Source organism: Mucilaginibacter aurantiaciroseus (assembly GCF_024055595.1).
Classification (GTDB): Bacteria; Bacteroidota; Bacteroidia; order Sphingobacteriales; family Sphingobacteriaceae; genus Mucilaginibacter; species Mucilaginibacter aurantiaciroseus.
Genome location: NZ_JAMXOF010000001.1, coordinates 901513 through 927228 on the forward strand (window position 1 = coordinate 901513; position 25716 = coordinate 927228).

The 25716-nt window shown below is 40.6% G+C and carries 23 protein-coding genes, 1 tRNA gene and 1 pseudogene; 15 read left to right on the top strand and 10 right to left on the bottom strand.

Annotated elements, in window-relative coordinates; translation table 11 throughout:
• The first annotated feature begins 2 nt into the window (after positions 1–2).
• Positions 3–1343, top strand: coding sequence for a glycoside hydrolase family 18 protein (locus NAF17_RS04170; protein ID WP_252756720.1), 1341 nt, complete (start codon positions 3–5; stop codon positions 1341–1343).
• 8 nt (positions 1344–1351) lie between these two features.
• Entirely contained in the window at positions 1352–2089 is a 738-nt protein-coding gene (locus NAF17_RS04175) for a glycoside hydrolase family 16 protein (protein WP_252756721.1), read from the top strand.
• A 57-nt stretch (positions 2090–2146) separates the two neighbouring features.
• Here NAF17_RS04175 and NAF17_RS04180 read toward each other — a convergent pair whose 3' ends face one another.
• A complete protein-coding gene (locus tag NAF17_RS04180) occupies positions 2147–3613 on the bottom strand; it encodes a TonB-dependent receptor (protein WP_252756722.1) in 1467 nt (488 codons plus the stop codon).
• Positions 3614–3811: 198 nt separating this feature from the next.
• Here NAF17_RS04180 and NAF17_RS04185 point away from each other — a divergent pair, with 198 nt between their 5' ends.
• Positions 3812–4279, top strand: a complete 468-nt coding sequence (locus NAF17_RS04185) for a pyrophosphohydrolase domain-containing protein (RefSeq protein ID WP_252756723.1) — start codon at positions 3812–3814, stop codon at positions 4277–4279.
• A 75-nt stretch (positions 4280–4354) separates the two neighbouring features.
• Here the strand turns inward: NAF17_RS04185 and NAF17_RS04190 are convergent, their stop codons facing one another.
• Entirely contained in the window at positions 4355–5212 is an 858-nt protein-coding gene (locus NAF17_RS04190; protein ID WP_252756724.1) for a hypothetical protein, read from the bottom strand.
• 737 nt (positions 5213–5949) lie between these two features.
• Between NAF17_RS04190 and NAF17_RS04195 the strand changes: the two genes are divergently transcribed.
• Together NAF17_RS04195 and NAF17_RS04200 are read left to right on the top strand one after the other, a co-directional pair.
• Positions 5950–9117 carry a TonB-dependent receptor gene (locus NAF17_RS04195; protein ID WP_252756725.1) on the top strand — a complete coding sequence of 1056 codons (3168 nt, stop codon included), beginning with the start codon at positions 5950–5952 and terminating at the stop codon, positions 9115–9117.
• A gap of 10 nt (positions 9118–9127) precedes the next feature.
• On the top strand, positions 9128–10492 hold the full coding sequence (locus NAF17_RS04200; protein WP_252756726.1) for an alkaline phosphatase family protein: 1365 nt from the start codon (positions 9128–9130) through the stop codon (positions 10490–10492).
• A gap of 91 nt (positions 10493–10583) precedes the next feature.
• Here NAF17_RS04200 and NAF17_RS04205 read toward each other — a convergent pair whose 3' ends face one another.
• Entirely contained in the window at positions 10584–11777 is a 1194-nt protein-coding gene (locus tag NAF17_RS04205) for an FAD-dependent monooxygenase (protein ID WP_252756727.1), read from the bottom strand.
• 427 nt (positions 11778–12204) lie between these two features.
• Here NAF17_RS04205 and NAF17_RS04210 point away from each other — a divergent pair, with 427 nt between their 5' ends.
• Complete coding sequence (locus NAF17_RS04210; RefSeq protein ID WP_252756728.1) at positions 12205–12894, top strand: VIT1/CCC1 transporter family protein; 690 nt, start codon at positions 12205–12207, stop codon at positions 12892–12894.
• Between the two features lie 286 nt (positions 12895–13180).
• Here NAF17_RS04210 and NAF17_RS04215 read toward each other — a convergent pair whose 3' ends face one another.
• Together NAF17_RS04215 and NAF17_RS04220 are read right to left on the bottom strand one after the other, a co-directional pair.
• Positions 13181–13456, bottom strand: coding sequence for a hypothetical protein (locus tag NAF17_RS04215; RefSeq protein ID WP_252756729.1), 276 nt, complete (start codon positions 13454–13456; stop codon positions 13181–13183).
• 8 nt (positions 13457–13464) lie between these two features.
• Complete coding sequence (locus tag NAF17_RS04220; RefSeq protein ID WP_252756730.1) at positions 13465–14142, bottom strand: cytochrome b/b6 domain-containing protein; 678 nt, start codon at positions 14140–14142, stop codon at positions 13465–13467.
• 173 nt (positions 14143–14315) lie between these two features.
• Here NAF17_RS04220 and NAF17_RS04225 point away from each other — a divergent pair, with 173 nt between their 5' ends.
• The 5 genes from NAF17_RS04225 to selD all read left to right on the top strand — a co-directional run bounded on the left by NAF17_RS04225 (position 14316) and on the right by selD (position 20384).
• Positions 14316–14993 carry a response regulator transcription factor gene (locus NAF17_RS04225; RefSeq protein WP_252756731.1) on the top strand — a complete coding sequence of 226 codons (678 nt, stop codon included), beginning with the start codon at positions 14316–14318 and terminating at the stop codon, positions 14991–14993.
• On the top strand, positions 14990–16240 hold the full coding sequence (locus tag NAF17_RS04230; protein WP_252756732.1) for a sensor histidine kinase: 1251 nt from the start codon (positions 14990–14992) through the stop codon (positions 16238–16240). The genes NAF17_RS04225 and NAF17_RS04230 overlap by 4 nt, the downstream gene beginning before the upstream one ends.
• 1708 nt (positions 16241–17948) lie before the next feature.
• Positions 17949–18287, top strand: a complete 339-nt coding sequence (locus NAF17_RS04235) for a YnfA family protein (protein ID WP_256474416.1) — start codon at positions 17949–17951, stop codon at positions 18285–18287.
• 22 nt (positions 18288–18309) lie between these two features.
• Positions 18310–19344 (top strand): tRNA 2-selenouridine(34) synthase MnmH, encoded by a 1035-nt coding sequence (gene mnmH / locus NAF17_RS04240; protein ID WP_252756734.1) that lies wholly within the window; start codon positions 18310–18312, stop codon positions 19342–19344.
• Entirely contained in the window at positions 19344–20384 is a 1041-nt protein-coding gene (gene selD / locus NAF17_RS04245; RefSeq protein ID WP_252756735.1) for a selenide, water dikinase SelD, read from the top strand. Before mnmH ends, selD begins: the two co-directional genes overlap by 1 nt.
• A 21-nt stretch (positions 20385–20405) precedes the next feature.
• Here selD and NAF17_RS04250 read toward each other — a convergent pair whose 3' ends face one another.
• Positions 20406–20846, bottom strand: coding sequence for a class I SAM-dependent methyltransferase (locus tag NAF17_RS04250; RefSeq protein ID WP_252756736.1), 441 nt, complete (start codon positions 20844–20846; stop codon positions 20406–20408).
• A 339-nt stretch (positions 20847–21185) separates the two neighbouring features.
• Between NAF17_RS04250 and NAF17_RS04255 the strand changes: the two genes are divergently transcribed.
• Positions 21186–21530, top strand: coding sequence for a rhodanese-like domain-containing protein (locus NAF17_RS04255; RefSeq protein ID WP_252756737.1), 345 nt, complete (start codon positions 21186–21188; stop codon positions 21528–21530).
• On the opposite strand, the pseudogene NAF17_RS18260 reads toward NAF17_RS04255, so the two are convergent.
• A pseudogene (locus NAF17_RS18260) lies at positions 21531–21650 on the bottom strand (YdeI/OmpD-associated family protein); the annotation flags it as partial.
• Positions 21651–22631: 981 nt separating this feature from the next.
• Here NAF17_RS18260 and NAF17_RS04260 point away from each other — a divergent pair.
• Complete coding sequence (locus tag NAF17_RS04260; RefSeq protein ID WP_370340874.1) at positions 22632–23069, top strand: family 43 glycosylhydrolase; 438 nt, start codon at positions 22632–22634, stop codon at positions 23067–23069.
• A gap of 4 nt (positions 23070–23073) precedes the next feature.
• A complete protein-coding gene (locus tag NAF17_RS18045) occupies positions 23074–23196 on the top strand; it encodes a hypothetical protein (protein ID WP_256474417.1) in 123 nt (40 codons plus the stop codon).
• Positions 23197–23498: 302 nt separating this feature from the next.
• Here the strand turns inward: NAF17_RS18045 and NAF17_RS04265 are convergent.
• Positions 23499–23574 (bottom strand) — tRNA-Lys (locus tag NAF17_RS04265).
• A 105-nt stretch (positions 23575–23679) separates the two neighbouring features.
• On the bottom strand, positions 23680–23874 hold the full coding sequence (locus NAF17_RS04270; protein ID WP_252756739.1) for a hypothetical protein: 195 nt from the start codon (positions 23872–23874) through the stop codon (positions 23680–23682).
• Positions 23875–24135: 261 nt separating this feature from the next.
• Between NAF17_RS04270 and NAF17_RS04275 the strand changes: the two genes are divergently transcribed.
• A complete protein-coding gene (locus NAF17_RS04275) occupies positions 24136–24888 on the top strand; it encodes a class I SAM-dependent methyltransferase (RefSeq protein ID WP_252756740.1) in 753 nt (250 codons plus the stop codon).
• 6 nt (positions 24889–24894) lie between these two features.
• Here the strand turns inward: NAF17_RS04275 and NAF17_RS04280 are convergent, their stop codons facing one another.
• Complete coding sequence (locus tag NAF17_RS04280; RefSeq protein WP_252756741.1) at positions 24895–25713, bottom strand: carboxypeptidase-like regulatory domain-containing protein; 819 nt, start codon at positions 25711–25713, stop codon at positions 24895–24897.
• Positions 25714–25716: the final 3 nt, after the last annotated feature.

Consider the following 25716-nt stretch of genomic DNA (forward strand, 5'->3'; position numbering starts at 1 on the left):
AAATGAAAAAGGTCTATAAAAAAATATTATTCCTGCTGGTGATGATGGTTGCATTAAGCACCGGGTGTAAAAAAGACATCGCCAAAGAACAGGAAGCCGGCAACCCGCTTCAGCCAAGGATCTTCGATATCTTGAGGGATTTTTCGGGCGCGCAGATCATCAACGAAGGCGATACCGCTAAATTCAACGGTATCGAAATTACACCTGCCGGCAAAGCTGATGTAAGCTGGATGGTTGATGGCAAGGAAGTATCAAAAGATAAAAAATTTGCATTCGCCCCTGCAAGGGGCGGAGAGTTTGTGATCAAACTAAAGGTATCTTACAACGGTGATTCGAGTGTTAGGAGTACCAAGGTATTGGTTAATCCATCAACCTATACATTTAAGCCATACACCAAAATTGCGATGACCTACCTTACACAGGATGCAACCGCTGCCAACGTAAATTTCAACAACGTTACCCACGTTGCTTACAAAATTGGGTTAGTATCTCCTGAAGGCGACTTGGATACTTCACCGGGCGAAGCGGGCCAGAAAGCAAGGGAAATTGTAGCAAGGGCGCACATTGCAGGCGTACCGGTTATTATGGGCATCAGCGGCAGGCTGTCAGGCATTGATGGCTGGGCAATTTACGAAACCAACGATTTTGGTACCGCCATCCGCGACGCTGCAAAACGTACCAAATTGGTTGGCCTGGTTAAGGCTTATGTAGCCGCTAAACAAATGGACGGTGTGGATATCATGATGACAGATATTAATTCGGGCAACGCGCCGGATAATATCCATGCTATAGGCCCATTCCTTACCCAGCTTAAGGCAGCTTTACCGGCAAAGGCTATTATTACTGTTACAGTAACCACCAATTACCAGCATTGGGAGTATCCCGATCTTTCTGCTGCAACATGGGTTAACCTGCACACTTTTGAGGATAACATCCACATAGGACCCGATGCACAGGTTGGCCAGTCGTCAAGCCTGGCCTTTATGAAAGAGGGGGCTGAAAAATGGACAAACTTCCACTTACCTGCAAGCAAACTGGTTTTGGGTGTGCCTGCATTTGGGTTACGTTACAACGCATTAAACGGAGCGGGTAACAACGAAAGCTGGGGGTCATATGATTACATGACCTACAAAGCTATCCTAGCTGCCGACCCAACCGCGTTTGGTAAAGAGTTTACCGATAAGTCTGGAAAAGGTGTTTACTACAGCGGTGTGCAGTTAGTTACCTTAAAGGCTGGTTATATAAAAAATAATGGCTTTAAAGGTGGTTATGTATGGGCAGGCGATTATGATACGCAAGATGCCAACTCGCTAATGTTGGCCTTATTTAACGGGATAAAATAGCAGCGACAATGAAAAGAATATTTGTTTTAGCGGTTGCCTTATTGGCAACCGCCGTGTATAATAATGCAAATGCACAGGGCCAAACAATTAAATGGAGTGGCTATACCTGGAATGTAAAAGAACCTACAGAATCAACCGGCCCCGGCCCAAATTACTGGAGCGGCAACAACGTATGGATTGATGGCAGTGGATGGTTACACTTAAAAATAAGTAAGAATGCCACTAATGGCCGTTGGGAATGCGCCGAAGTTGCCAGTATCGAAGGTTTTGGCATGGGCACTTACCAATGGCAAATTGATGCCGATGTAGATAAGTTTGATAAAAACCTGGTACTGGGTCTGTTTAATTACTCAGGTACCGATGCGCGTGATGAGATAGACATTGAGTTTGCACGTTGGGGTAATAGCGCTTATCCAAACTTAAATTATACGGTTTACCCAAAAGCCGGCGACCCGCCAAGGCATACCAGCTATAGCTCAGAGTTTACATCGCCCAATGGTACTTATACAACCCATAGGTTCATCCGTACGGCTAATAGCGTTACATTTAAAACCCTATACGGCCATTTGAACGACGAGCCAAGGGATCATCTATTTTTGAGTAAAGAGTTCAAGAGCCCGTCGGTATCTATAAGCAGTGTGGCTATGCCGGTGCTTTTAAATCTTTGGCTGTTTAAAGGCCAGGCGCCAACAGATGATAAACCTTTCGAGGTCGTCATCCACAGCTTTAAGTTTACTGCACAATAAATTCGTTGTTAAGGGATGATCGCTTGTTTGGTGAGAAACATCCGTTTTTTTTTATGACTATAATTCGGCTTTTGGGGTAGCGGTGTTATCACTTTTAACTTCGCAGGCATAACCAAATAAGCATCTTTCCTTAATTATCGCGGCAACCTCGGCGGGTACAAATTGCTCCCAGCCATCGGCACCCTCTTTTATCAATTGTAAAACTTTATCGGTTTGCAGGTTAAGGTTGCTTTTGTTATAGTTTTTAATATCCTCTATCTTATTATTCGCTATCAGGTATTGGTAAAGGTCTATTAGGTGCGGGGGCAGGGTAAATTTCTCGCTGTTCCAGATCTGCCCATCGCGCAGGGTAGGATATATAAACACCTTTACCTTACGGCTAAACAGCGTGGCGAACGACTCTAAAATACCCCCTGGCAGGTTCTGGTAATGTTCCTCCGTAAAAATGTACTCCAAGTTAGGATATCCCAATACCACACCCATTTTTAGCTTGGTAATTTTCGATAGATAAGCTACCAGCTTATAATATTCGTGGAAGTTGGAGATCAACACATTTTGCCCAAGCGAGCAAAGGATATCCACCCGGTCAAGAAAATCTTTCTCATCAATGTCGGCATTCTCATCAGCGTCGCGTTCCTTTAGGGATTGCAGGGTAAGCTCGGTGATTACCACAACACTATCCTTGTCTACATCCGGCTCATCTAAAAACTGCTCTACACCGGTTTTTAGCATATCTATATGCACGTTAATAACCGGCCTGAAACGCCCGCGAACCACCACAATATGCTTTTTATAAAGCACTTCACTCGGTTGCCTGTTCTTACCATTCGGGCCAAATAGTGCTGCATCCGAGAATCCGTATTTTACCAAATAAAGGCTCATTAAACGGTTATCTACCTTGGTAAATTCAGGACCCTCAAAATGGATCATATCTACCTGGATGCGGTCTTTCGACAGGTCATCCATCAACGAGAGCAAAAAGCTAAGGGGTTGTTTATAATAGTTAAAACAAGCATAAATGAGGTTAACGCCCAATACACCCACGGCCTGCTGCTGTAGGTTGTTATTGTTATCCAAGAGTTTTACGTGCAATAGTACGTCCTGATATTTGCCATTTGGTTCTAGCTGGAAACGCACGCCCATCCAGCCGTGGCCGTCGTTCGTTTTAAAGTAATTGAGGGCCGAAAATGTGTCAGAAAAGGCGAAAAAAGTGGTATTATGACCGCGCTGTTCTACAAGGCGTTCTATTAATAAATCATACTCTTTCTCTAGCATGGCTAAAAGCCTTTGCTCTGTTACATAACGCTTTACCTGTTGCGTGCCGTATATGGCATCAGAAAAGGTCATATCATAAGCCGACATGGTTTTGGCGATGGTGCCTGATGATGCACCGGCCTTAAAAAAGTTAGCTGCTACATCCTGGCCTGCACCAATTTCGGCAAAGGAACCGTAAATAGCAGGGTCGAGGTTTATGGCAAGCGCTTTTTGTTTTGTACCGAGGTCTTTATTATGATTGATATCCATGCGCCGGGGAGGTTAAGTATGAACAATGTGTAAACCACTGCAAAAATACGTTTTTATAGCGATAACAGCTGCGTTATATATAAACTTAACATTGGGAGAGGTTTTTCATTAGTAGATTATTAAAAAGGTTCCACTGTAAAAAGCATCAAAAATTAGTAGCTTTGGCTTAATCATTAACACTTATAAAGCTATTATAACATGCAGGAAGCATCGCCGTTAAACCAGGTTGCCGAATTTCATAAAACGTTTAAACACCCGGTTCTTGATGAGCCAACTATACCATCACAAGCCCGCTGCGACCTGCGCGTTGCCCTTTTGGCCGAAGAGGTAAGGGAACTACAGGAAGCCATTGCCGACAACAACCTGGTTGAAATTGCCGATGCTCTTTGCGATATTCAATACGTACTGGCAGGTGCCATACTGGAGTTTGGCCTTGGTGATAAATTTAAATCCCTGTTTGATGAGGTGCACCGCTCAAACATGAGCAAAGCCTGCAATACCATCGAAGAAGCAAATGAAACCATTGCACATTACTTGAAGAAAGACGGAAGCGAAGCACATTACAAGGAGGAAGAAGAGAAATTTTTAGTGTTCCGCACGGCGGATAATAAAACACTAAAGTCTATCAATTATTCTCCTGCGGATTTGAAGGGGCTATTGTTGTAATTCCCAATAACTAATAGTTGAAAAAGCTTTTCAGCGTCAAACTGAAAGGCTTTTTGATTGCAATAAAGTTAGATTTTATTTTGTCACGGTTATGATAACCTGCGAATCGAAATCTGAATTATAGCCGTAAAGCGCCACATACCACGTGCCGGATGACGGGTTAATGATGGTAACCGAACGGTCATTGCGGTTTACACCTATCTCGTGATAGTCGGCTGTCCATGCGTATTTGGGTTGGTAGGTTGGCGGCACAGGGCCTTCAACAAAAGGTGCCGAACCTTTGCGAACAAACAGGTCGGCCAGGTTACGGTAATTGTTATTTTTTTCAGTCGTGCGGATCTTCATGCTTTTGTAGCCGGACGGTAGCGTGAAAGAGAAACCTGCAGTTTTATAAGCCTTGCCCGAAACGTCCTTATCAACCAAAGTTGATGAAGTGCCTGTTCCGGTACCGCTACCGGTCCCGGTTCCTGTGCCCGACCCTGAACTGCTTGTCGCAATAGTGCCATTTACGCGCACAACAGGCTCATTTGCCTGAATGGATATTTTTAGCGTGTTAGAAGAGTTTTTATTGGTGAAAAATGACTTTGATATAGTGCCGCTATAATTAATTGTAGTGGGCGTCCATGCCGAACCTGATAAGGTGAATTTTTTGCGGCGGAAAGAATAGGGGATTGATTGCGGCAGATCTATCTGGATACTCGAGGTACTCATCAACTTATTGTTTAACACCACCTGGTCTACATAGTTTTCGAGGTTACTGGTCCTGTCAAGGTCTTCGGTTATTGCGTTTACCGATAACAGTTCGGTAATGGCGTCATCAACCGCATCGTCTATAGCATCAGATAGTTCTCCTGCTTTTTTGCATGATGCACTGCATACCATCATGAAAAGAAATGCAGCCGCGATAATTTTTTTAGGTAGTGCTTTCATCATATAGTTTTGTTTGAACTCAAAAGTATTTTTTGATACCTGTGCCCACAATACCCATAAGTAGGTATTTATTTTTATATATCTAATAATGAGATATATAAATTTATTATTTAAGATTTTTAATATGCGAATTACAATATTTATAAACCAAAAGCCTTTCAACTGAACTTGAAAGGCTTTTGGTTTATAAACATATGTTTGAGGCTTTAGCCTATAACGAATACCCAAAAGTTATATAAAATATCCGTTTTTTAATTTTAACATCGTTTTGTTCTGGTAAAACATTCGTAAATCCATAACCCGCACTTAACTGAAAGCCACTGTTAAAGGCAAAGCCAGCCATTGCATTAATACCATAATCCATCCGTTTAAGATCATCAAAATTATCGCCAATGGTATAATTAATGTTTTTCCCGGGCTGTTTTACGCCCTACTGTGGATGTACTTTTAACATTTTCCGACATCAGATAACCGGCGTAAGGGCCCCCGCCAAAGAATAATTTGCCATGAGGGATACTAATAGAATTGCTTTTTTCATGTTTAAGGTTTGAGATGTTTAAACTAAATATTTAGTAAATTGTTGCGACAATAAAAAGGTTTCGTTATAAATAGTTATCATGGTTGTTAAGGCCTTAACCTGAACTTAAACTAATAACTATGTAAGTTTAACATTGAGCAAACCCGCCGTTAATATTACTCCTACACTTTTGCGCTTAATTAAAACTCATAAACGATTAAGCATGAAAAAACAATTCCTCAAAAAAGTATGGCTTGCTTGCCTTTTTAGTTTGCTGTTTGCAACAGCGGCTATGGCACAAACCAATTTGGCCGGTATATCCGGTAAAGTATCTGATGCAAGTGGTGCATTGTTGCCAAATGCAACCATTACCGTTAAAAACGAATCTACCGGCTTTACAATTAAAGCTACATCTAATTCAAAAGGAACATTTTTACTGAAAGAGCTTCCATTAGGTTCGCCTTACAGTATTACTGTAGAAGCAATGGGCCTGGCTACGCAAAAGCAAACTGGTTATTCATTAAACCAGGGCGACCTGCTGCAGGTTTCGTTTGCGATGGAGCAAAAAGTACAGGAGCTTAACGCTGTTGAGATCAAAGCACCATCAACCCGTAATAAAATTGAGAACATTGGTTCTGCCACTGCTGTAACCGCTAATGATATTGCGAAGTTACCGGTTAACGGCCGTAACTTTACCTCTCTGGCAGATCTGTCGCCATTGAGCGCGGGTAGTAGCTTAAGCGGCCAGCTGGCATCGGCAACTAACTATACCATTGATGGTATGGCAGCAAGGAGTACAATCTCCGGTGGCCAGCCAACAGGAGCTTACTCTATCTCGTTAGAGGCAGTTAGGGAGTTCCAGGTGGTTACCAACCAGTATGATGTTACTTATGGTAATGCAGGTGGCGGTACTATAAGTTCGGTAACCAAATCTGGTACCAACGTGCTTTCCGGAAGTGCATTTACATATGCACGTGCCAACTGGTTATCAAGCAAGTATGGCTTAAATGGTTTAAAACGTAACCAAACTTTTTCTACCTACCAATACGGTTTCTCGTTAGGTGGGCCTATCGTAAAAGATAAAGCGCAGTTTTTTATCGCTTGGGATCATCAGGCAGATTCAAGGCCGTTATACATTGCCAGCATCCAATCGGCAGATGACGAAAAACGTTATAATGTAACCCAGGCTACTTTAGATAACTATTTAACCATCGCCAGAAATAAATATGGTGTGGCAAGCTCGCCTCAGTTTGGCCAGTTTGATAAATTTAAGAATACACACGCAGGTTTCGCCCGTATCGACTGGCAGATAAACTCTAAGAACTTGTTCACCATACGTGATAACTTTATTTACGATCTGGACAACCAGTCTGATGGTGATAATACCGCTATTAATATTTACGAGGTGTACAGCACACGTAAAAGTTTAAACAACAGCGTAATGGCATCGTTACGTAGTATCCTGAGCCCTAATTTAACAAACGAGTTGAAAATTCAGCATTACTGGGAATACAATAAAATGTTTGCGAACAGCCAGTTGCCTGAAGATAATATCCCGCGTGCTATTGTGCAAAATATCCCGTCTGTTGCGGCTGATGGTTCTACCTACACAACTGCTATACAGTTAGGCGGCCAGCGTTACGGAGGCGATTATTTCAATAATAACGTTGCCCAGCTAACAGATAACGTTTACTGGACTAAAGGAAAATACAACTTCACCTTTGGTGGTGGCTTAACTTTCACCAACCAAAACTCCATTTATGGTAGCGAAATAAACGGCCGTTTTTACTTTACCGGTTTAACAAATTTCAATAATCTTACCCCGTATCGTTATGCAAGAGATATCTACACATCATCAGACAGGAATATAAAATTCAACATACTTGCGCCAAACTTATACGCACAGGTACAAACCACCTTGTTTCCGGGTTTTGACCTTACAGCGGGTATCCGTGCAGATTACACCACTTACCTGGACCAGGCAAACTTTAACCAGGTTGTTTACAATACGCTTGGTTTAAATACATCTAACAAACTGGCAACCTTCCAGGTGCAGCCAAGGGTACAGGCCACATGGGATGTAGGCCAGGATGGTAAAGACATTATCCGTTTAGGTGGTGGTATTTTAGGTTCGGCGTTAAACCCGTATTCTATGATCAACAACATGTTGTTTGATGGTTCGCACATTGTAGGTGTAGATATTACCAACGCGGCTTTAGTACCAACGCCAAACTTCCCGGGGTACCGAAACAATCCGTCAACGGCACCGGGTTTAGATCTGCTAAACAACCCTGCAATAGCAAAACTGGCAACTATTAACATGAATGGTAAAGATGCCAAAGTACCGGTTGTGTACAAAGCGAACGTATCGTACTCGCACTTTTTCGCTCAAAACTTTAGGATTACCGCAAGCGGATATTTAAGCTTAGGCCGTAACAACTACACCTACCTTGATAAAAACATGGTAGACCAACCATTCTTCCGCCTTGCGGCTGAGGACAATAGAGGTGTATATGTGCCTGCAAGTACCATCAACGCCACAAACGGTACAGTTGACTGGACACAAGGCAGAAAAACCACTCAGGTTGGCCGTGTGTTAGAACTGGAAAGCGTTGGTAAAGTAAACCAAATGGCATTTGTTTTTGATGCCGATTATAAGTATTATAAACAAGGGGAAATTTCGGTATCGTACACCTGGAACCAAACTAAAGATAATACTTCTTACAATGGTAACGTAGCTAACACCGCTACGCTGGTACAATACGTAAAAGATGATCCACGTAACCTTGGTGGCATGAGCTATTCTGGTAACCAGTTCAGGAGCAAAATTGTAGCTTACGGTAGCTCACCAACATTCTACGGTATTAGCGCTGGTGTTAGGTTCTCGGGCTTAAGCGGTACACGTTACTCATTATTTGTTAACGGAAACGTTAACGGCGACTTTGTAGCAAGTAATGATCTTGCTTACATCTATGATCCTAACGCTTCATCAACACCGCAGTACTTAAAAGATGGTATCAATGCGGTATTGAACAACCCTAAAGTTGAAAAAGGTATGAAAGAATACATCCGTAACAGTTTTGGTAAAGTTGCCGAGCGTAACGGTGGTATTAACCCTTTCTATGGTGTGGTTGATCTAAGGCTGATCAAGAAGCTGGCGATTGCTAAGAAACAATACGTTGAGTTATCAGTGGATTTGTTTAACGTAACAAATTTACTTAACAGAAACTGGGGTGTGAACCATAACCTTGGTGCAACTTCTATTTACAACATTAAAAGCTTTGATACCGCTAAGCAACAGTATGTATATAGCGTTAATACCAATGCCGGTGTATCAAACTTAAGCGGTAATCCTTATCAGTTCCAGTTAGGGTTACGTTACGGATTTTAATTTCACAAATATGAAAATAAACATATACTGTACACTAATAGCGCTTGTCGCAATATTGGGCCTTAAACAAAGTGCCAAAGCACAAGCCCCTGCGGCCAAATACGTGATACTGGTAACGGTAGATGGCTTTAGGCCCGAGTTTTACCTGGATAGCATTAATTACGCTATGCCTACTGTAAGGGAATTAATGAAGAACGGCGTTGCAGCACAAGGGTTAAACCCTGTGTTCCCGTCGGTAACTTACCCGAATCATACCACCATGATAACGGGGGTTACCCCGGCAAAACACGGTATTTACTACAATACACCGTTTGAGGCCGAAGGAGCAACAGGTAAATGGTACTGGGATTATAGTTTGATAAAATCGCCAACCCTTTGGGATGCTATGCACAAGGCGGGTAAAACTACAGCTTGCGTACGCTGGCCGGTTACAGTCAACGCTCCGATAGATTACAGGATCCCGGAATACTGGAACTATAAAAACATAAGCGATGCAAGGGAATACACAGCTGCTGGTACCCAACCTTTAATCTTATGGAAAGAGGTACAGGATAATGCAACAGGTTTATTGGAAGCAAACGACTTTAACGCGAACAACGATGAGCTGATACAAGATGAAAATGCGGCCCGTATTGCAGGTTATATCATTAAAAAATATAAGCCAAACTTCACAGCACTTCATCTTGCCTGTACTGACCATTATGAACACGAAAACGGCCGCGACCACTACATGGTAAAAGCATCGGTAGCAGGGGCAGACAGGGCTATCAAAACTTTAGTAGAAGCTGTTAACCGCGCTAAAATTGCAGATAGCACGCTAATAATCATCCTGGGTGATCACGGTTTCGAGAATATATATCGCAGCTTTAACCCAAATGTACTGTTGAAGCAAGCCGGTTTAATTATCGATGTGAAAACAGGTAACTGGAAAGCGCAGTTCCATTCATCGGGTGGTTCAACATTCCTGCAATTGAAAGATAAGAACGATAAGGCTACATTAAGCAAAGTGACCGCTATTTTAGCACAACAGCCGGATTCTATTAAACAATACTACCAGGTAATAAATAAAGCCGGCCTTGATAAAGTTGGCGCCGACCCTAACGTGCAGCTTGCACTTAGCGGCTTAAATGGTACTACCATAGGTAATGGCACCGAAACCTTAACCCAAAAGTTTAACAAGGTGAAAGGCACCCACGGCTTTTACCCGGATCACAAACAGATCCAAACAGGTTTTGTAGCCTTCGGCCCCGGCCTTAAAAAAGGAACAGTTATACCGGTGATGAACATGGTGGATATTGCCCCATTCATCTGCAAGTTAACAGGTGTAACCCTGCCTGCAACCGATGGTACGGTTTATCCGGAAATGTTTCAGTAAATCATAGAACATGATTAAAAAAGTCCCTAAACAATAGTATAGGGACTTTTTTAATTTCTTGTGAACCTTAGCATACAGTTTCCAATCTTAATTAACTTTTACTATAATTTGGCAGGGTAAACTCATCTTTTTTTTCCTGGTTTCCTTTGAATGTTTTCACAAAACGCTGAAAAAAGTTACTTGCTATTATCCCGGCTATAGTGTTTAATACCTTAACTCCCCATTTAGATTTTGGATGGACTATCCATGGCGCACCGGGTGGCAGATTCTGCACTAACTTTACATACGGCCTGAGTTTCGTTTCGAACGCTTCAAACGCCTTTGAATGATCTGTATTTTGCGATAACTCGCCTGCCAATATATAAGCACCTATTATAGCAAGCGATGTACCCATCCCACTGATGGGTGTAGGACAATAAGCAGCATCGCCTATCATGGCCAACCTGCCTTTTGACCATCTTGGTGCAATAACCTGGCTTACAGCGTCAAAATAAAAATCATCACTATCTGCTATGCCCCGGCTTAACCTCGGCGCTTCCCAGCCTGCATCTGATAGTTTTTTAGTTAAAAATTTTTTCTGCTCTGCACGCGACAGCTTTTGATAATTTTTTTCCGGAGATAAAAAGCTGAAAGAAGCCCGTGTTGTTCCCTCGTTGTCGGGACGCAACATTATTACCCTTGATCCCGCGGCATTGTACCATCTGGCCCAATTTGTATCCGTTTGTGTTTTAGGTATGGTTAAGTAAACATTGTATATACCTATATATTTCAAATCGGCTTCGTTACCGAACATCAATTCTCTTGTTTTAGAGCGTACCCCATCAGCGGCGATAACCAAGTCAAATTTTGCTTGTAGTCCGTCGCTGTAAATAACGGTTACCTCATCACTCGTTTCATTCAACGCGGTTATGTATTTACCAAAAAGGTACTGCACATCATTTTTGGTATGGTTATATAAAATGTTAACCAAATCACCTCTGATGATCTCCATCTCGCCGGTAAAGCTGTCTGCACCGCTGGCCGGGAAAGAGGCGCGGACATTATTTTTGTCATCGATAAACTGGATACCTAACTCTCCGGTATTGGCAGCCAGTATTTCATTTGCGACGCCCATTTTTTCTGCCACTTTAATTGCCGCATCTCTTACATCAATATTTTGGCCGCCTAACCGAAGTTCGGCCGACCGTTCAACAATAGTTACATCAAAGCCATACTTATTTAGCCAAAAAGCTAATGTGGGGCCGGCTATACTTGCGCCGGATATCAATACTTTTTTTGATTGCATTTTTTAAGCTTAAGCTATTATTAGTTTGAAGTACGATATTTTAGCGATCATGTTTGCGCCAAACTGTTTTATTTATATCGTAGCTGTTATTTATAAATTTAAAAGTAAAGATAAATGAGTCTCCAATAAAAAAAACCGTAAATTATTTGGCAGCTTTAAGCGGTAATCTAAATATTTACCTGAAGTATTAAATACTTACTTAGCTGAGTTTGCCTTAAAAGCCAAAAGCCAAAAGCCAAAAGCCAAAAGCCAAAAGATTTTCCACTTGAGGCTTTTGTGTTCTGAAGGGCCCTCTGACAACAGTTATTGATAAATATCTGCATTGCATATTTTGCAGCCACAACCTAATTCAGAATAAAATCAGATTTAAGGTCTAAATTTATAAGTATTTGTTAAGCGTCTGATTTCCCAAAAAATTATAATAGAAATGCATAAAGAACATCACGTTACCGGTTCAGAAACCATCAGGGATATTGTAATAGGTATGTCCGATGGTTTAACAGTACCCTTCGCGCTTGCTGCAGGTTTGAGTGGCGCCATAAGTTCGTCGACTATAGTGGTTACGGCAGGTATTGCAGAAATTGTAGCCGGGTCTATCGCGATGGGCTTGGGAGGCTTTTTGGCAGGCCGTACCGAAGTTGATCATTATAATTCTGAATTAAAGCGGGAATATGATGAAGTTGACCGGTTGCCCGAGCAAGAAAAAGCTGAGGTAAAAGAGGTTTTTGCCGGTTTCGGTCTGTCAGAAATATTGCAACAACAAATTGCCGATGAAATGGCAAAGGATAAAGATAAGTGGGTTGATTTTATGATGCGTTATGAATTAGGGTTGGAAGAACCCCACGCCAACCGCGCTACCAAAAGCGCAATTACTATTGGCTCATCCTATATAGTAGGTGGTATAATTCCTCTTTCGCCCTATATTTTGGTTAATAGTTCTCAAACAGCATTATACTATTCCTGCATAGTTACATTGATAAGCCTATTTATTTTTGGCTATTTTAAAAGCAAGTTAACTGGGCAACCTGCTATAAGCGGTGCATTTAAAGTAGTAATTATAGGCGCGCTGGCAGCAGGGGCTGCCTTTGCTATGGCAAAGCTTATAAATGGTAAATAACAGCTAATTTGTTAAAAATGATTAAATAAATTACTTACCTCCAAAATTCATATTAAATACAGATTTAGCATTTAAATTTTAATAGAAACGGTTGTATTGGAGCATACAGTTTATTGAAATTACCAGTTTACACAGTAATTTTGTTGGCGCCAATATTAGGCTATCTCCGCCAAAGGGAGTGTTTGGCAACGCACACTTTACATCGTTAGAGTTAAGGGCCGGGCACTATATGCGCTCTACAGGCTTAAACTCTAATATTGTAACACTGGCTTTAAAGTTTAAGTAATTAGTACCGGGTTGGTTTGTAAACAAACTTGTTGTTAGCAACATGCACTTTTACGATCAATCCTGCTTCAACCAGTTTTTTAAGGCGGCTATAAAACGAGGTTATACTCATTTTATAGCCTTTTTTAATTACTTCTAACCACAAAAATTCCGCATCTTTAGTTTCAGATTGGGTATTTATAAATTCAACTACCACGTCATTAATCCGGTTATATTCTAATTGCTTTTCAGATAGACGTGATTTTGATGATCGATGTATTTGTGACGGATAATTCATTTAACAGATCAATTATTGGTGTTGCCGCCGTTTATCATATCAGATACAATGCCTTTTTCGTTCTTACGTTCTGCCAATAAAACGCCAATTAGGTGTACCAAAATAAATGCCAGTATAAGGTACATGCAAAAACCATGAACCTCTTTAACAGAATGCCTGATGGATTTATAAGCTGACAGGGCATCTTCGAAAGCAAGGAATAATCCGGTAATAGCCATTACTAAAAGTAACGCGTAAAATATTGCGTAAATGGCTTTAACAGTAAGCTCGTGCCTGGCCACCTCCCTGTTTTTTTTGATGGTATTAAATTGCCGGTAGGCGCTTTTTAGTTTGCGGATAAACTTTTGATCGGCCAGCTGAAAAAACTCCAATATCAGCCTAAAGGCGAGCAGCGCTGCCAGTGCATAGCCAAAATAGATGTGTACCCCCCATACGCTATCGCTTAAGGCGTGTGCGGCAGTTTGAGTTTGATTATCTGTTAGAGTTGTGCCTGTTTTTTGAATTTCATCTTTCATCAACTTTGATGTGGCACGGTCATCTGTAATGGTCGAATTAATTAATACAGTAATTAACGAACCGCTGATCACGATCAGGTTTACCCAGTGCCAAAGGCGTAGTGGAAACGAATATCGCTTTAATGCGGAAGGATGTTGTACGTCGTGACGGGTTGGTTCTATTAAAGCCATAGGAATTAAAAATAGTGATAGCCCTAAAGATATACTGTAAATCTGAAGAAAAACTGAATTAGCGCAGGCATAGGTGCATCTTGATGGAGTTAATACAGATTTTATTCAGATTGTTTGAGTAAATAGCAATTAAACACCCCATTTCATTGCACATATAGTTGTAACTTAAAAACGTGAAAATACTTATTGTTGAAGATGAGCAAGGGCTTAGGGAGAACATGCTAACCTACTTAAGCGAGGATAATAACATTTGCGAAAGCAGTGCTACACTTGCAGATGCAGTGGCTAAGCTGGCTTCATACAATTACGATTTTGTATTACTTGATATTGGCCTGCCCGATGGGGAAGGATTTGAACTGTTAAACTATTTGAAAAATGAAATGAGGGGTGAGGCCGTCATCATCATATCGGCGCGCAATTCGTTAGATGATCGTATAAAAGGCCTCAATATAGGTGCAGATGACTACTTGGTTAAACCCTTTCACCTGGCGGAGTTAAAAGCCCGGATAGTGGCGGTTTTTCGCCGTAAAGCTACCAGTAGCAACAATAACCTTATTTTTAACGAGATAGTGATAAACCTTATTGGCCGTACGGTTTTTATAAACGATGTTGAGATAATTTTAACCCGTAAAGAGTATGATATGCTATTATATTTTATAGCCAATAAAGGAAAAGTAATTGCCAAAACCGCCCTTGCCGAACATTTGTGGGGTGATGAAATGGATATGCATGACAATTTTGATTTTATTTACTCGCACATTAAAAACCTGCGAAAAAAGATCCTTGATGTCACCACTAACGATTATCTGAAATCTATTTACGGCATTGGTTATAAATTTACGGATAGATGAAACTGGCTGCACACTATAACAAGGTAAACATCGTTGTCACCTTGTCGGTACTTTTAATTGGTGCGGTTATCTATTTCTTCGCTATCGATAAGATCATAAATAACCGTTTGGATGAAGAACTGGGTGAAGAAGTTTCTGAAGTGATTACGTATGTGCATCAAAATCAGCTGTTGCCTAAACAGTTTGATATTGACGAGAACCAGGTAGAATTCATAAAAACAAATGCCCTAAACAGCAGCCCCCGGTATTTTGATACTACCTATGTAAATCCACGCAAAAGTGGCGATAAAAGTGGCCGGGCGTTTGAAGGTGGTATAAAGTTTAAAGGCGATAATTACAGAATCAGGATAATTAAATCCAGCGAAAGCACAGTTTATCTTAAACAGATAATTACAGCTATTACCCTTGTATTAATACTTGCGTTGCTAACCATATTATCGTTAACTAACAGGTATATACTCAACGATCTGTGGAAACCCTTTTTTGGCCTGCTGGCACATATGAAAGCATTTAATATATCAGAAAGCAGCTCATTTATATTAACAAACAACAAAGTTGATGAGTTTGCGGATCTGGATAATGCTATTGCAGAAATGTCATCCCGTGTAAAAACTGATTTCCAAAATCTTAAACAATTTACCGAAAATGCATCACACGAGATGCTTACACCACTTGCCGTTATCACATCCAAGTTGGATACATTGATACAGGATGAAACCTTAAAAAAAGAACATTTCGACCAAATCCAGGATATTTATGGAGCAGCCGGGAAATTATCGCGGCTAAACCAGTCGTTGTTGTTATTGGTTAAGATAGAAAACAATTTGATAGCAGATAACGATAATCTGGACCTCAACCAGCTGATAAATGATAAGATCAGGCAGTTTCAGGAGTTATCTGCATCTAAGGAAATAAGGATTTATGCCGAGTTAGGCAGTAAAGAAGTTATGGTTAGTAAACACCTGATGGATATTCTACTCAACAACCTGCTGAGCAATGCTATACGGCATAATCAAAGTAAGGGTAGCATTAATATTTACCTAACGAATGATAAGCTTACAATCCAAAATTTGGGTTTAACCGTTCCGCTCAATAGCAATTCAATTTTTGACCGCTTCCAAAAAGGGAGTACTTCAGAAGGTGCCGGCCTCGGTTTAACTATTGTTAAAAATATATGCAATGTATACGATTGGGATATGAAATATTCATTCGTTAATAATTTGCACACGTTTTCAATTGTTTTTTAATAGGTTTTATATTCAAATGTCGTTATTTCAACGTTTTATAAACGGCGAAAACGAGATCGAAAAACAAATAGGGGGCGCTGCCACAGTTGATTTTTACAAAGTAATCGCTTGGCTTGTCGTTACGGTCAAACAATCTCGGCGAGGCTGTAGAATTCAACCGGTTTAGCCTCAATATTAAATATGCTTATGAAATGATAGGCTTATTGAGAAAATATAAGACAACCGCAACGGCTATTGATCAACCAATTGATTTTGACATCCCTGAGAGTTCCGTGATGCTTGCTGTTTATCTCGCTATAACCGAAGTAGAAAATGGAAGAAGAGCACTAAATACATCGAATGGAATTCGTAGAATAAAACAGACGGGGCGATATCCGAACAAAGCATCTTTAGGGTACAATAATCTAACAGCACCGGACGGTAAGAAGTATAGATCTCAGCATCTACCCGAAGCCGAGCTAATCAAACGGTCATTTCAGTAACTTGAGAAAAATGACTATCCTATTAATCAAGTAAGAAAAATGGCCAACGCCAAAGGATTAAAATGCTCCAGATCGCGTTTTTAAAAGCTTCTTCGGAACCCGGTTTATTGCAGCTATATTTCGTTGATTTGAAATGAGCCTAAAGAAATATAGTTAATAAAAGGCATTCATGAAGCATTAATTTCTCAGACATTATTTTACGAAGTTCAAAACATTATCAATACAAAAGGAAAAAATAGCAAGTAAGGTAGATGAAATAAACGAAATGTTCATTTTACCCAAATATTTGGTTTGCCCGTATGCAGTAGAAAATTAAGCGGAAGCTTTTCCAAAGTAAAAACAAAATGATACCCGTATTATCATTATGGAACGGGTTGCAAAACAAGATTTAAAGCAAATGTACTCAACGGTGATTATGAGTATAAATTGAATCAAATAAAGCATTGTTTTGACGTTGAAAAATTATTATATCTTATTTTAGAGGATATAAATGTAAACATTCAACGCGATGAACATTTAAGTGAGCGAATACTGTTGCTTAAGTAAATTGAATAACAATAACCTTTTGTTTCTAAAGCAAGAAAATTATTTATAAATCAGAAAATTCAATTTGATCAGGGGATTTTTTTTTCAGATTTCAAGCATTTGAACGTAAATGATTTCAAACTCTTTTTTGTTTCGGCCAAACGGTCTGGCTATCCTTTTTTTATAGGCACAAAAAAAGGAAACATCCATGATATGATGTTTCCTTAAGTGACCCTTAGTACACAATTTTCGAACTCTTTTCTTGAAGATTTGAAGAAAATGGCTTCATTGTAAGCTGATATTTTATCACATAAAGTTATCTAATTAGCTGATTTTGTATAAGATATTTCATATTATAGTATCAGCCTATTTATATGTCCGTGTAAGTACCGATGAGCAAAGAAAAAAAGGATATTCTCTCATCGAACAAGAAAACGGCTATTAAAGCATTGCGAGATGTGCAACATTAAGTTATGGGTATTTTCCGCGAAAATTTTTAAACGCCTTAGTGGGAGAGAAGCTTGAAAATAAAAGGTATCGGCCCGGCGGTGATAGGTCACTAAGATTCTACATTGGTTGTGGTGTTCAATGGCCTTCGCTTGCTGATTTACCAAAACGGTCGTCAATGATCCGCAGGCATATCGGATTTTCATCTAACAGCATAGCAGGAATAAGTATATTTGGTTTTTATCCCCATTACCATGAACGTTATTAAATCTTTACTTCTATTTATTTTGGCCGGCATCTGCGAGATCGGTGGCGGATACCTCATCTGGCAATGGCTTAAAGAAGATAAACCCTATTGGTACGGACTGGCAGGTGCGGTCATTTTAGCTTTATACGGCATTGCTGCCACCTGGCAGACAGCCAATTTTGGCCGTGTATATGCAACCTACGGCGGGGTATTTATTGTACTGGCACTTCTGTGGGCCTGGAAAGTGGATGGGTTTAAACCTGATCGCTGGGATATGATCGGCGCGGGCATCGCACTTATCGGTGCTTGTATCATTATCTACATGCCTCGCCACCATATAGTTTAATTACTACTGTATATTTGTCCCGATGATTAAACCAATAGCGCTAAGCGATTTTCTACGGATGGATGTTTCTGTTCCGCTGATTGATGTACGCACACCAGCCGAATTTGAGCATGGACACATTCCAGGCGCATTTAATCAACCTTTGTTTAGCAACGAAGAAAGAGTAAAAGTGGGTACGACCTATAAGCAGGTTGGCCGGGAGGAAGCGATCCTTTTAGGTTTTGATTTAACGGGTTCAAAGTGGTCTGGATTTATTAAGGAAGCTTTGATCATTGCACCCGATAAAAAGATAGGGGTACATTGCTGGCGCGGCGGTATGCGCAGCGGCGCAATGGCATGGGTACTTGATCTCTACGGTTTCGAGGTTTATCTTATCCAAGGCGGCTATAAAAAATACCGTATTTGGGTGCACCTGCAATTCGAGGAGCAATATCAATTGCAGATACTGGGAGGAATGACCGGTTCGGGCAAAACCAAATTGTTACGTCAATTAAGATTGGTAGGTGAACAGGTAATAGACCTCGAAGAACTGGCACAGCATCAGGGCTCCTCTTATGGCAGTATGAATAAAATGATACAGCCTACCCAGGAACAGTTTGAAAATAACCTGGCCGGCCAGTTAAAAGCATTAGACCTGCAAAAAAAGGTTTGGGTAGAGGACGAAAGCCTGACCATTGGTAAACGCTCTATCCCCAATCCGTTTTGGCATCAAATGCGGGAAGCGGCAATTATCGATATTAAGGTAGGCCTGCAACAACGCGTTAACGCGTTGGCCGCCGAATACGGTTGCTTAGATAAAGATTTCCTGATGGAGTCTACCGAACGCATCCGCAAACGGCTTGGCCCGGAGCAAACTAAATTTGCCATCGAAGCGATCATGGAAGGCCGCATGAAAGATTTTGTGAAGATAGTGTTAGTATATTATGATAAAACTTACCGCAACGGTCTAAGCAAACGAGACGCATCCAAAGTCGTATCGCTTGATCTTGCCGATGCAGACATCGCTACGCAAGCCAACCATATTTTAAATTTTACAATCAATACGCCAGCTATATAATGGATACAACAACAATTAAACTAACTCAATATTCCCACGGTGCGGGTTGTGGCTGTAAGATCAGCCCTGCCATTTTAGACAAGATACTGCATAGTAATATTGCCCCCGTTGCCGATCCAAATTTATTGGTTGGTAATGATAAAAGGGACGATGCCGCGGTATTGGATCTCGGCAATGGCACCGCCCTGATTTCCACTACCGACTTTTTTATGCCGATTGTGGATGACGCGTATGATTTCGGACGGATTGCTTCTGCTAATGCCATCAGCGACGTTTATGCTATGGGTGGTAAACCTGTTTTAGCCATTGCTATTTTAGGATGGCCAATTGATAAACTTCCGCCGGAAGTTGCTCAAAAAGTATTGGAAGGTTCTCGCGCTGTTTGCGCCGAAGCCGGTATCACATTAGCAGGTGGTCATAGCATTGATTGCCCCGAGCCGGTATTCGGCCTGTCGGTAAACGGTATAGTCAATATCACGCAATTGAAGCAAAACTCGACTGCAACCCCTGGTTGCAAATTATATCTTACCAAAGCTTTAGGGGTTGGCATCTTGTCAACTGCTCAAAAACGAGGCGTATTGTTGCCGGAAGATGCAGCTATTGCACTAAGTAGCATGACCACATTAAACAAACTGGGCGAAGTATTCGGGCAGATGGATGATGTAAAAGCAATGACGGATGTAACCGGCTTTGGTTTACTGGGCCACCTCTCAGAAATGTGCGAGGGTAGCGGTTTATCAGCTATTATTGAATTTAATAAGGTGCCGGTTATCCCGTCTTTAGCAGGTTATCTGGAACAAAAATGCTTTCCCGGTGGCACGCAACGTAACTGGAATAGTTACGGAAGTAAAATAGGCGCGCTGACCGAAGAACAGCAATATATACTGGCTGACCCGCAAACAAGTGGCGGCCTTTTGGTAGCCGTTGCGGAAGAAGGTGCTGCGGCATTTGAAGCAACACTACAAAGCCTGGGGCACAGTTTAGCACCTATTGGTTGGTTAAAGGTGCCGGATAACGATGCGCTGATAACGGTAATTTAACGTCTTAATTGATGCTTTGCTTTAAAAGCTGGAGAATAGAAAGTTTTGTTTGGTTTGAAGATGGGTGATATGATCTTGATTGATACAACTGATCTTTTCAAAATATTTTTTCAACTGGTTTTGCAATTTTCCTTCGGTGTATTGTTTGATCGGCAAACCGCTGCATTTGTCCGGCCCATTTTTAGAAAAAGTGCCAACCACCATATGGTTATTGATTGATCTGCCCGCAATTTGCAGATAAGCAGCTATCTGGCTGTTACGGATTAGGAAATGAAAAGTCGCGCGGTCATGCCAAAGGTCAAAATGATCGTCCGTTTTAAATTCGGTTATGTCAGAGACCACCCATTTAACCAGTTTGCTTTTTTCGCCAAGTAAGGCTTTCGCCCTATCAATTGCAGCTGCTAAAATATCCAAAACGGTAATGTTCTGAAAGCCTTTCTGTAAAAGAAAATCTACCAGCATACTATCGCCCCATCGATGTCGATGATTCTTGCGTTTTTGGATAAGGCAATCTGGGGAATGAAATCCAGGGATGTCTGCAGAACTGCTTGCGTCCAGCTTACCTGATCAAAAGTTTTATAAAAATAAAAATCATCCCAATGTGATTTTTCATTACCTTCATGTATAAAATTTGATCTTTGTAATAAAGGTCATCATAATTTCAACCAAATGAGCAATAAAATACGCTTAATCATTTGCTGCCTGTTAATTGGCAGCTTATCGTCTTCATTGGCAAAAGCGCAGACATCCCCGGTTGTTGTACCATCTATCCTGAACAATTACCCCTGGACGGAAAGTGAATTGTTGGAGCCTGCGTTTTTAGCGGCCACTCTAAAGCAAGCACCATCTAAATGGCCGCTTGTATTAAATATTGGCGCGGTCGAAGATATCAAAGGCGCAAAACACATTGGCGCGGTAAGTCAAGATAAAAATTTAAAAGTATTAAAAAGTTCATTAGCTGCGCTGTCAAAAAACACGATGGTCATTATTTATTGCGGTTGTTGCCCTTTTACTAAGTGCCCGAATATTAAACCTGCATTTCTGATTCTAAAAAAAATGGGGTTTACAAACATTAAACTGCTGAATCTGCCGGTTAATTTGCAAACGAATTGGATTAGCAAAGGTTATCCCTTAGATAAAGAGTGATTAGGTCTTCAATGGTTTTTGTTCGTTGCGGAGCATAATTATTGCTTTGTCGGCCCTAGCTTTTCTGGTTTCTTTCTGTTTGGCTGATCCCACCCAATCGCGGTAGCCTTGTTTATAAGATTTTGATAGGCTTCAAAAAATGAATTCGTTCGGGCTCTTGGTCGATTAGTACTCGCAATTCGGTACGGGTTCCTTCAATATGTTCTCCTTTTTTCAGCATTTGACATTGCTTTTTTGTTAATAAAGATACCCATACCCTTTAGTTACTAAACCGAACTATAATAAAGAATAAAAGAGTTTCGATTTGTAATTGACGTCATTCGTGTTATAACAATATTGTAGCCTTAAAACGTTACCGAACTCTAAAACAGCCTTCCCAAGAGAATAGAGTAAACTTTTTATTAAATTATCTTAAGAGAGTATAACTTTGCTAAATCTCGAACTCTTTTATTGTAAATAAAAGAGTGGTTCAAGGACTTGTAAATGAGGGGTTTATTATGCTGAAAAAGAAGGCGTTCTATAATGAACCCCTTCTAAGTGACCCTTAGTACACAATTTCCGAACTCTTTTTTTGAAGATTTGAAAAAAATGGCTTCTATCGCTACTTTTGTTTAAGTACTGATAATACTTAAAATATTATGGTGGAATTGGATGTTAATGCGGAGTCGACAGGCTTTTAGCAATTAGCTTCGCTATCGTTGACGTCTGCAATTGTATAAATACGGCGCGTGGCGACATCGACCAGCATGCAACTTTTGGCGTGGAGATTTAGTTTTTGGTTTTTAAAGAAAATTTTTAGAGCATGAAGTTTAACCTTAGCTAAGAATGTGATATAGGCGACAAGAAATACTGTAAAAAACGCTGTCAAATAAATATCTTTAATTTAAGCCTTTCTGGACTTGATCAGGTAAGTCGCTTTCTTATTATTAAGCGTCATATTTGTTTGGATGCAATTAATATAATCATTTAGCACCTCCTGTTCAAATGCAGTTTGTGTCTGAAACTGATTTACATTATTTGGTTGAATTGTAAAGATGGAAGAATGGCAAATATGATAGCAATGGCTCAAAAACCGATCTTCAGCAGGATGATACGCCAGCCATAACCTGTAAGGTTGCCAAACTGAAAGATAATATGCTGGAATTTGACGGTGCCGTTAAAGATGTAGTAATCAATGACAGTTTAGGTATACCGTTATTGGGTAAAGACCATAACAGGCGCTTTTTTGAAGGATCATGGATGCATAAATATAATAATCTTTATTATTTCACCTATTCTACTGGTGACACGCATTATCTTGCGTATGCAACAGGGAACAGTCCGTTAGGCCCTTTTACCTATAAAGGCGTATTTATGAATCCCGTGCAAGGCTGGACAACCCATCATTCTATTTTGCAGATAAAAGGCAAATGGTATGTTTTTTACCATGACACCGAATTATCGAGCAAAACGCATCTGCGTAATATTAAAGTAACCGAACTAAATCATAACAAGGATGGCTCATTAAAATTGATCAATACCTTTATTACATCAAATTAACACCGTGCGCGTTATCTTTAAAAAGCAACTTAGCGAATACCATGATAAAATTGTAAGGGCAAGAGATTTGCTCGTTACCGGTGGTTTGGATGGCGCTGATTATAAGAAGATCAAGAGCGATAGTTAACGCCAGTTAACAATTTTGGAAGGAAAAATTGTTAATTCTTCTGTAAAAAAGCCGGTATTAGCCCTTGTTGGATGTGGCATTAAAGAATTTATCAAGATTACCAAAAATCTATCAAAGTGCTGATTCAGAGTAAAAATGCATATAGTGAGTTCGATGTTCCCTGGTTAAATTCTGTCTACTGCATTCTTGTGAAGCCATTATGAAACAAAGATCAATTATTAGGTAGATTTTATGTAAAAAATCACTTTTATGAAACATAAAAACGTCCTTTAAATACGTTTAAAGGCTGTTTTGCAATTGATTGGTGACCTGAGAGGGGTTCGAACCCTCGACCCACTGATTAAGAGTCAGTTGCTCTACCAGCTGAGCTACCAAGTCGTGCTGATATTTTACACGGGCTGCAAATATACGATTGATGCGCACAGCAACGAACGTTTTGTGCAGGTTATACAGTACAGTACGGTAAGGGTTTAAAGGTAGGATTTACCTTGGCAGGTCCTTCTTAATAAATTTATGGTACAAGTATTCTGCATAGCCTACGCTAATGTAATCGGGAAATTTCCAGGTTGGGTAATAACGTTTCTTGATATATTTAAGAAGGCTGAAAAATGCAATGCAAAGTATAAGGGTGATAGATATAGCCAGTAATACGACGCAGAATAGGGAAAATAAGCTCATAATTAAATGATAAAGTTGCATTTACATTGGGGAAGCTAATATAATCATTACTGATGTATTACAAATAAATGTTGAAAAATAATATTTAGAATTTAATATTATTAATGATTGTAACATGTATTAACCCGACAATTAATCGTAGTTTCCCTATGCATAGTTTATAACTGAGCTAATTATTTATTCGACAACGGTTTTGTAATTTTATCGCAATACATACTATCAATAGTAAATTATGGGTTCAAGTGATATTCAGGGTAAACTTTGGGGGAGCGTGCCGAAGATTGGGCAAACATTCAGGAACAAACCGGTATTACCGGTTGTAATTATGTGATAAATTATTTGAAGCCTACAGCTGCCGATAAATTGTTGGATATAGGTTGCGGTTCGGGCTTATTTAGCGACTTGGTTAATTTAACCGGGGCTAAAGTTACCGGTATTGATGCCAGCGAGCGATTGATTGACAGGGCAAAAAAACGCAACCCAATCATCCGTTTTGTTAGCGGCGAAATGGAGGAACTACCTTTTGCTTGTGATGCTTTTAACATCGTTTGTGGTTTTAATTCCTTTCAATACGCCGCAAATGTAGAAAATGCTTTGATCGAGGCCAAACGTGTGCTGCAGCCCGGCGGTAAACTGGTAACTATGATATGGGGCAACAAGGAAGATTGCGAGGCTGCAACCTACTTAAAGGCAGTTGGTGATCTGTTGCCTCCACCTGCCGCCGGCGCAAGTGGCCCTTTTACACTTACCGAAAACAGGTTATTAGAAACCACATTAGAACAAGTAGGTTTCAAAACTTTGCAAGTAGAGGATGTGATATCCATATGGGACTATGCAAGCGTTGAAACCGCTATTAAAGGTTTGCTTGCAACCGGGCCGGTTGCCAAGGCCATTGCACATAGCGGTTTCAATAAAGTGTACGAAGCTATTGCCAAAGCTATTAAACCCCACACCCAAACTAACGGGCATGTGGTTTATCATAATAAATTCAGGATCGCGGTAGCCGAAAAATAAGGCTGGTTAATATTCGGCCAGCACATTAAAGGCGATGCCTGCAATGTTCACCTTTTCCCAGGTAGCCTGGCTGGTTTCGCGGGTGATAACAGCACCGCTGCCAAAGATGCTTAGGTACGCAGAAAACATCAGGCCACGGCCTTTTGAGTTTGCTACCCACTCCAGGCCCGCAAAAAAGTTATCATCAACATAAATGCTATAGGGTTGCAGATCAACCTGGATGTCTTTTTGCCCCGGTAATACATCTATGTATATATTTTGGTTTTGCAGGAGCTGATCTGGCATGCCTTGCTTCACCGTGTAAAAATTAATGCGAAGCTTTACCGGGTACAGCGGCGCATTAGTAATGTGTACGTTGAACTTTTTAAGAAAAGTTGGCGATTTTTTGATTTTGATAACCGAGCCTATTTCATGGCCAAGTATGTTGTCAGAAAAACCCACGTTACTATTGTCAGATCTTGAATCGTTACCCAGGATGCCTTCTTTCCACTTGCGGTTACTTACTCGTACCTCCTTAAGCTGCGTTGTGGATGGCTGCAATAATACCGTTTTATGCGTATCACTTACAAATAATGCTACTTTGTAAGTAACAGGCGCATAGCCTATTATAGAAAGTTTTAGCGTATCGGCATCGTGGCCTGCAAGGTTTAGTTTGTAGCGGCCGGCGGTATCGGTTACGGTACCAACGCTTTTGCCTATTATACCCACGTTAACGTAGGGGATAGGGAGGTTGGTTTTCGCATCTTTAACAAGGCCTTCAAAAACCTGTGCGTTTGCAAATAGGGATGGGAGGATAAGGAGGGCAACAAACAAGATCCGTTTCATAAC

What these genes read in the sequence shown, in the direction of transcription:
- NAF17_RS04170 (WP_252756720.1), top strand. Translation starts at nt 3, where the DNA reads ATGAAAAAGGTCTATAAAAAAATATTATTCCTGCTGGTGATGATGGTT.
- NAF17_RS04175 (WP_252756721.1), top strand. Translation starts at nt 1,352, where the DNA reads ATGAAAAGAATATTTGTTTTAGCGGTTGCCTTATTGGCAACCGCCGTG.
- NAF17_RS04180 (WP_252756722.1), bottom strand. Translation starts at nt 3,613, where the DNA reads ATGGATATCAATCATAATAAAGACCTCGGTACAAAACAAAAAGCGCTT.
- NAF17_RS04185 (WP_252756723.1), top strand. Translation starts at nt 3,812, where the DNA reads ATGCAGGAAGCATCGCCGTTAAACCAGGTTGCCGAATTTCATAAAACG.
- NAF17_RS04190 (WP_252756724.1), bottom strand. Translation starts at nt 5,212, where the DNA reads ATGATGAAAGCACTACCTAAAAAAATTATCGCGGCTGCATTTCTTTTC.
- NAF17_RS04195 (WP_252756725.1), top strand. Translation starts at nt 5,950, where the DNA reads ATGAAAAAACAATTCCTCAAAAAAGTATGGCTTGCTTGCCTTTTTAGT.
- NAF17_RS04200 (WP_252756726.1), top strand. Translation starts at nt 9,128, where the DNA reads ATGAAAATAAACATATACTGTACACTAATAGCGCTTGTCGCAATATTG.
- NAF17_RS04205 (WP_252756727.1), bottom strand. Translation starts at nt 11,777, where the DNA reads ATGCAATCAAAAAAAGTATTGATATCCGGCGCAAGTATAGCCGGCCCC.
- NAF17_RS04210 (WP_252756728.1), top strand. Translation starts at nt 12,205, where the DNA reads ATGCATAAAGAACATCACGTTACCGGTTCAGAAACCATCAGGGATATT.
- NAF17_RS04215 (WP_252756729.1), bottom strand. Translation starts at nt 13,456, where the DNA reads ATGAATTATCCGTCACAAATACATCGATCATCAAAATCACGTCTATCT.
- NAF17_RS04220 (WP_252756730.1), bottom strand. Translation starts at nt 14,142, where the DNA reads ATGGCTTTAATAGAACCAACCCGTCACGACGTACAACATCCTTCCGCA.
- NAF17_RS04230 (WP_252756732.1), top strand. Translation starts at nt 14,990, where the DNA reads ATGAAACTGGCTGCACACTATAACAAGGTAAACATCGTTGTCACCTTG.
- NAF17_RS04235 (WP_256474416.1), top strand. Translation starts at nt 17,949, where the DNA reads ATGAACGTTATTAAATCTTTACTTCTATTTATTTTGGCCGGCATCTGC.
- mnmH (WP_252756734.1), top strand. Translation starts at nt 18,310, where the DNA reads ATGATTAAACCAATAGCGCTAAGCGATTTTCTACGGATGGATGTTTCT.
- selD (WP_252756735.1), top strand. Translation starts at nt 19,344, where the DNA reads ATGGATACAACAACAATTAAACTAACTCAATATTCCCACGGTGCGGGT.
- NAF17_RS04250 (WP_252756736.1), bottom strand. Translation starts at nt 20,846, where the DNA reads ATGCTGGTAGATTTTCTTTTACAGAAAGGCTTTCAGAACATTACCGTT.
- NAF17_RS04270 (WP_252756739.1), bottom strand. Translation starts at nt 23,874, where the DNA reads ATGAGCTTATTTTCCCTATTCTGCGTCGTATTACTGGCTATATCTATC.
- NAF17_RS04280 (WP_252756741.1), bottom strand. Translation starts at nt 25,713, where the DNA reads ATGAAACGGATCTTGTTTGTTGCCCTCCTTATCCTCCCATCCCTATTT.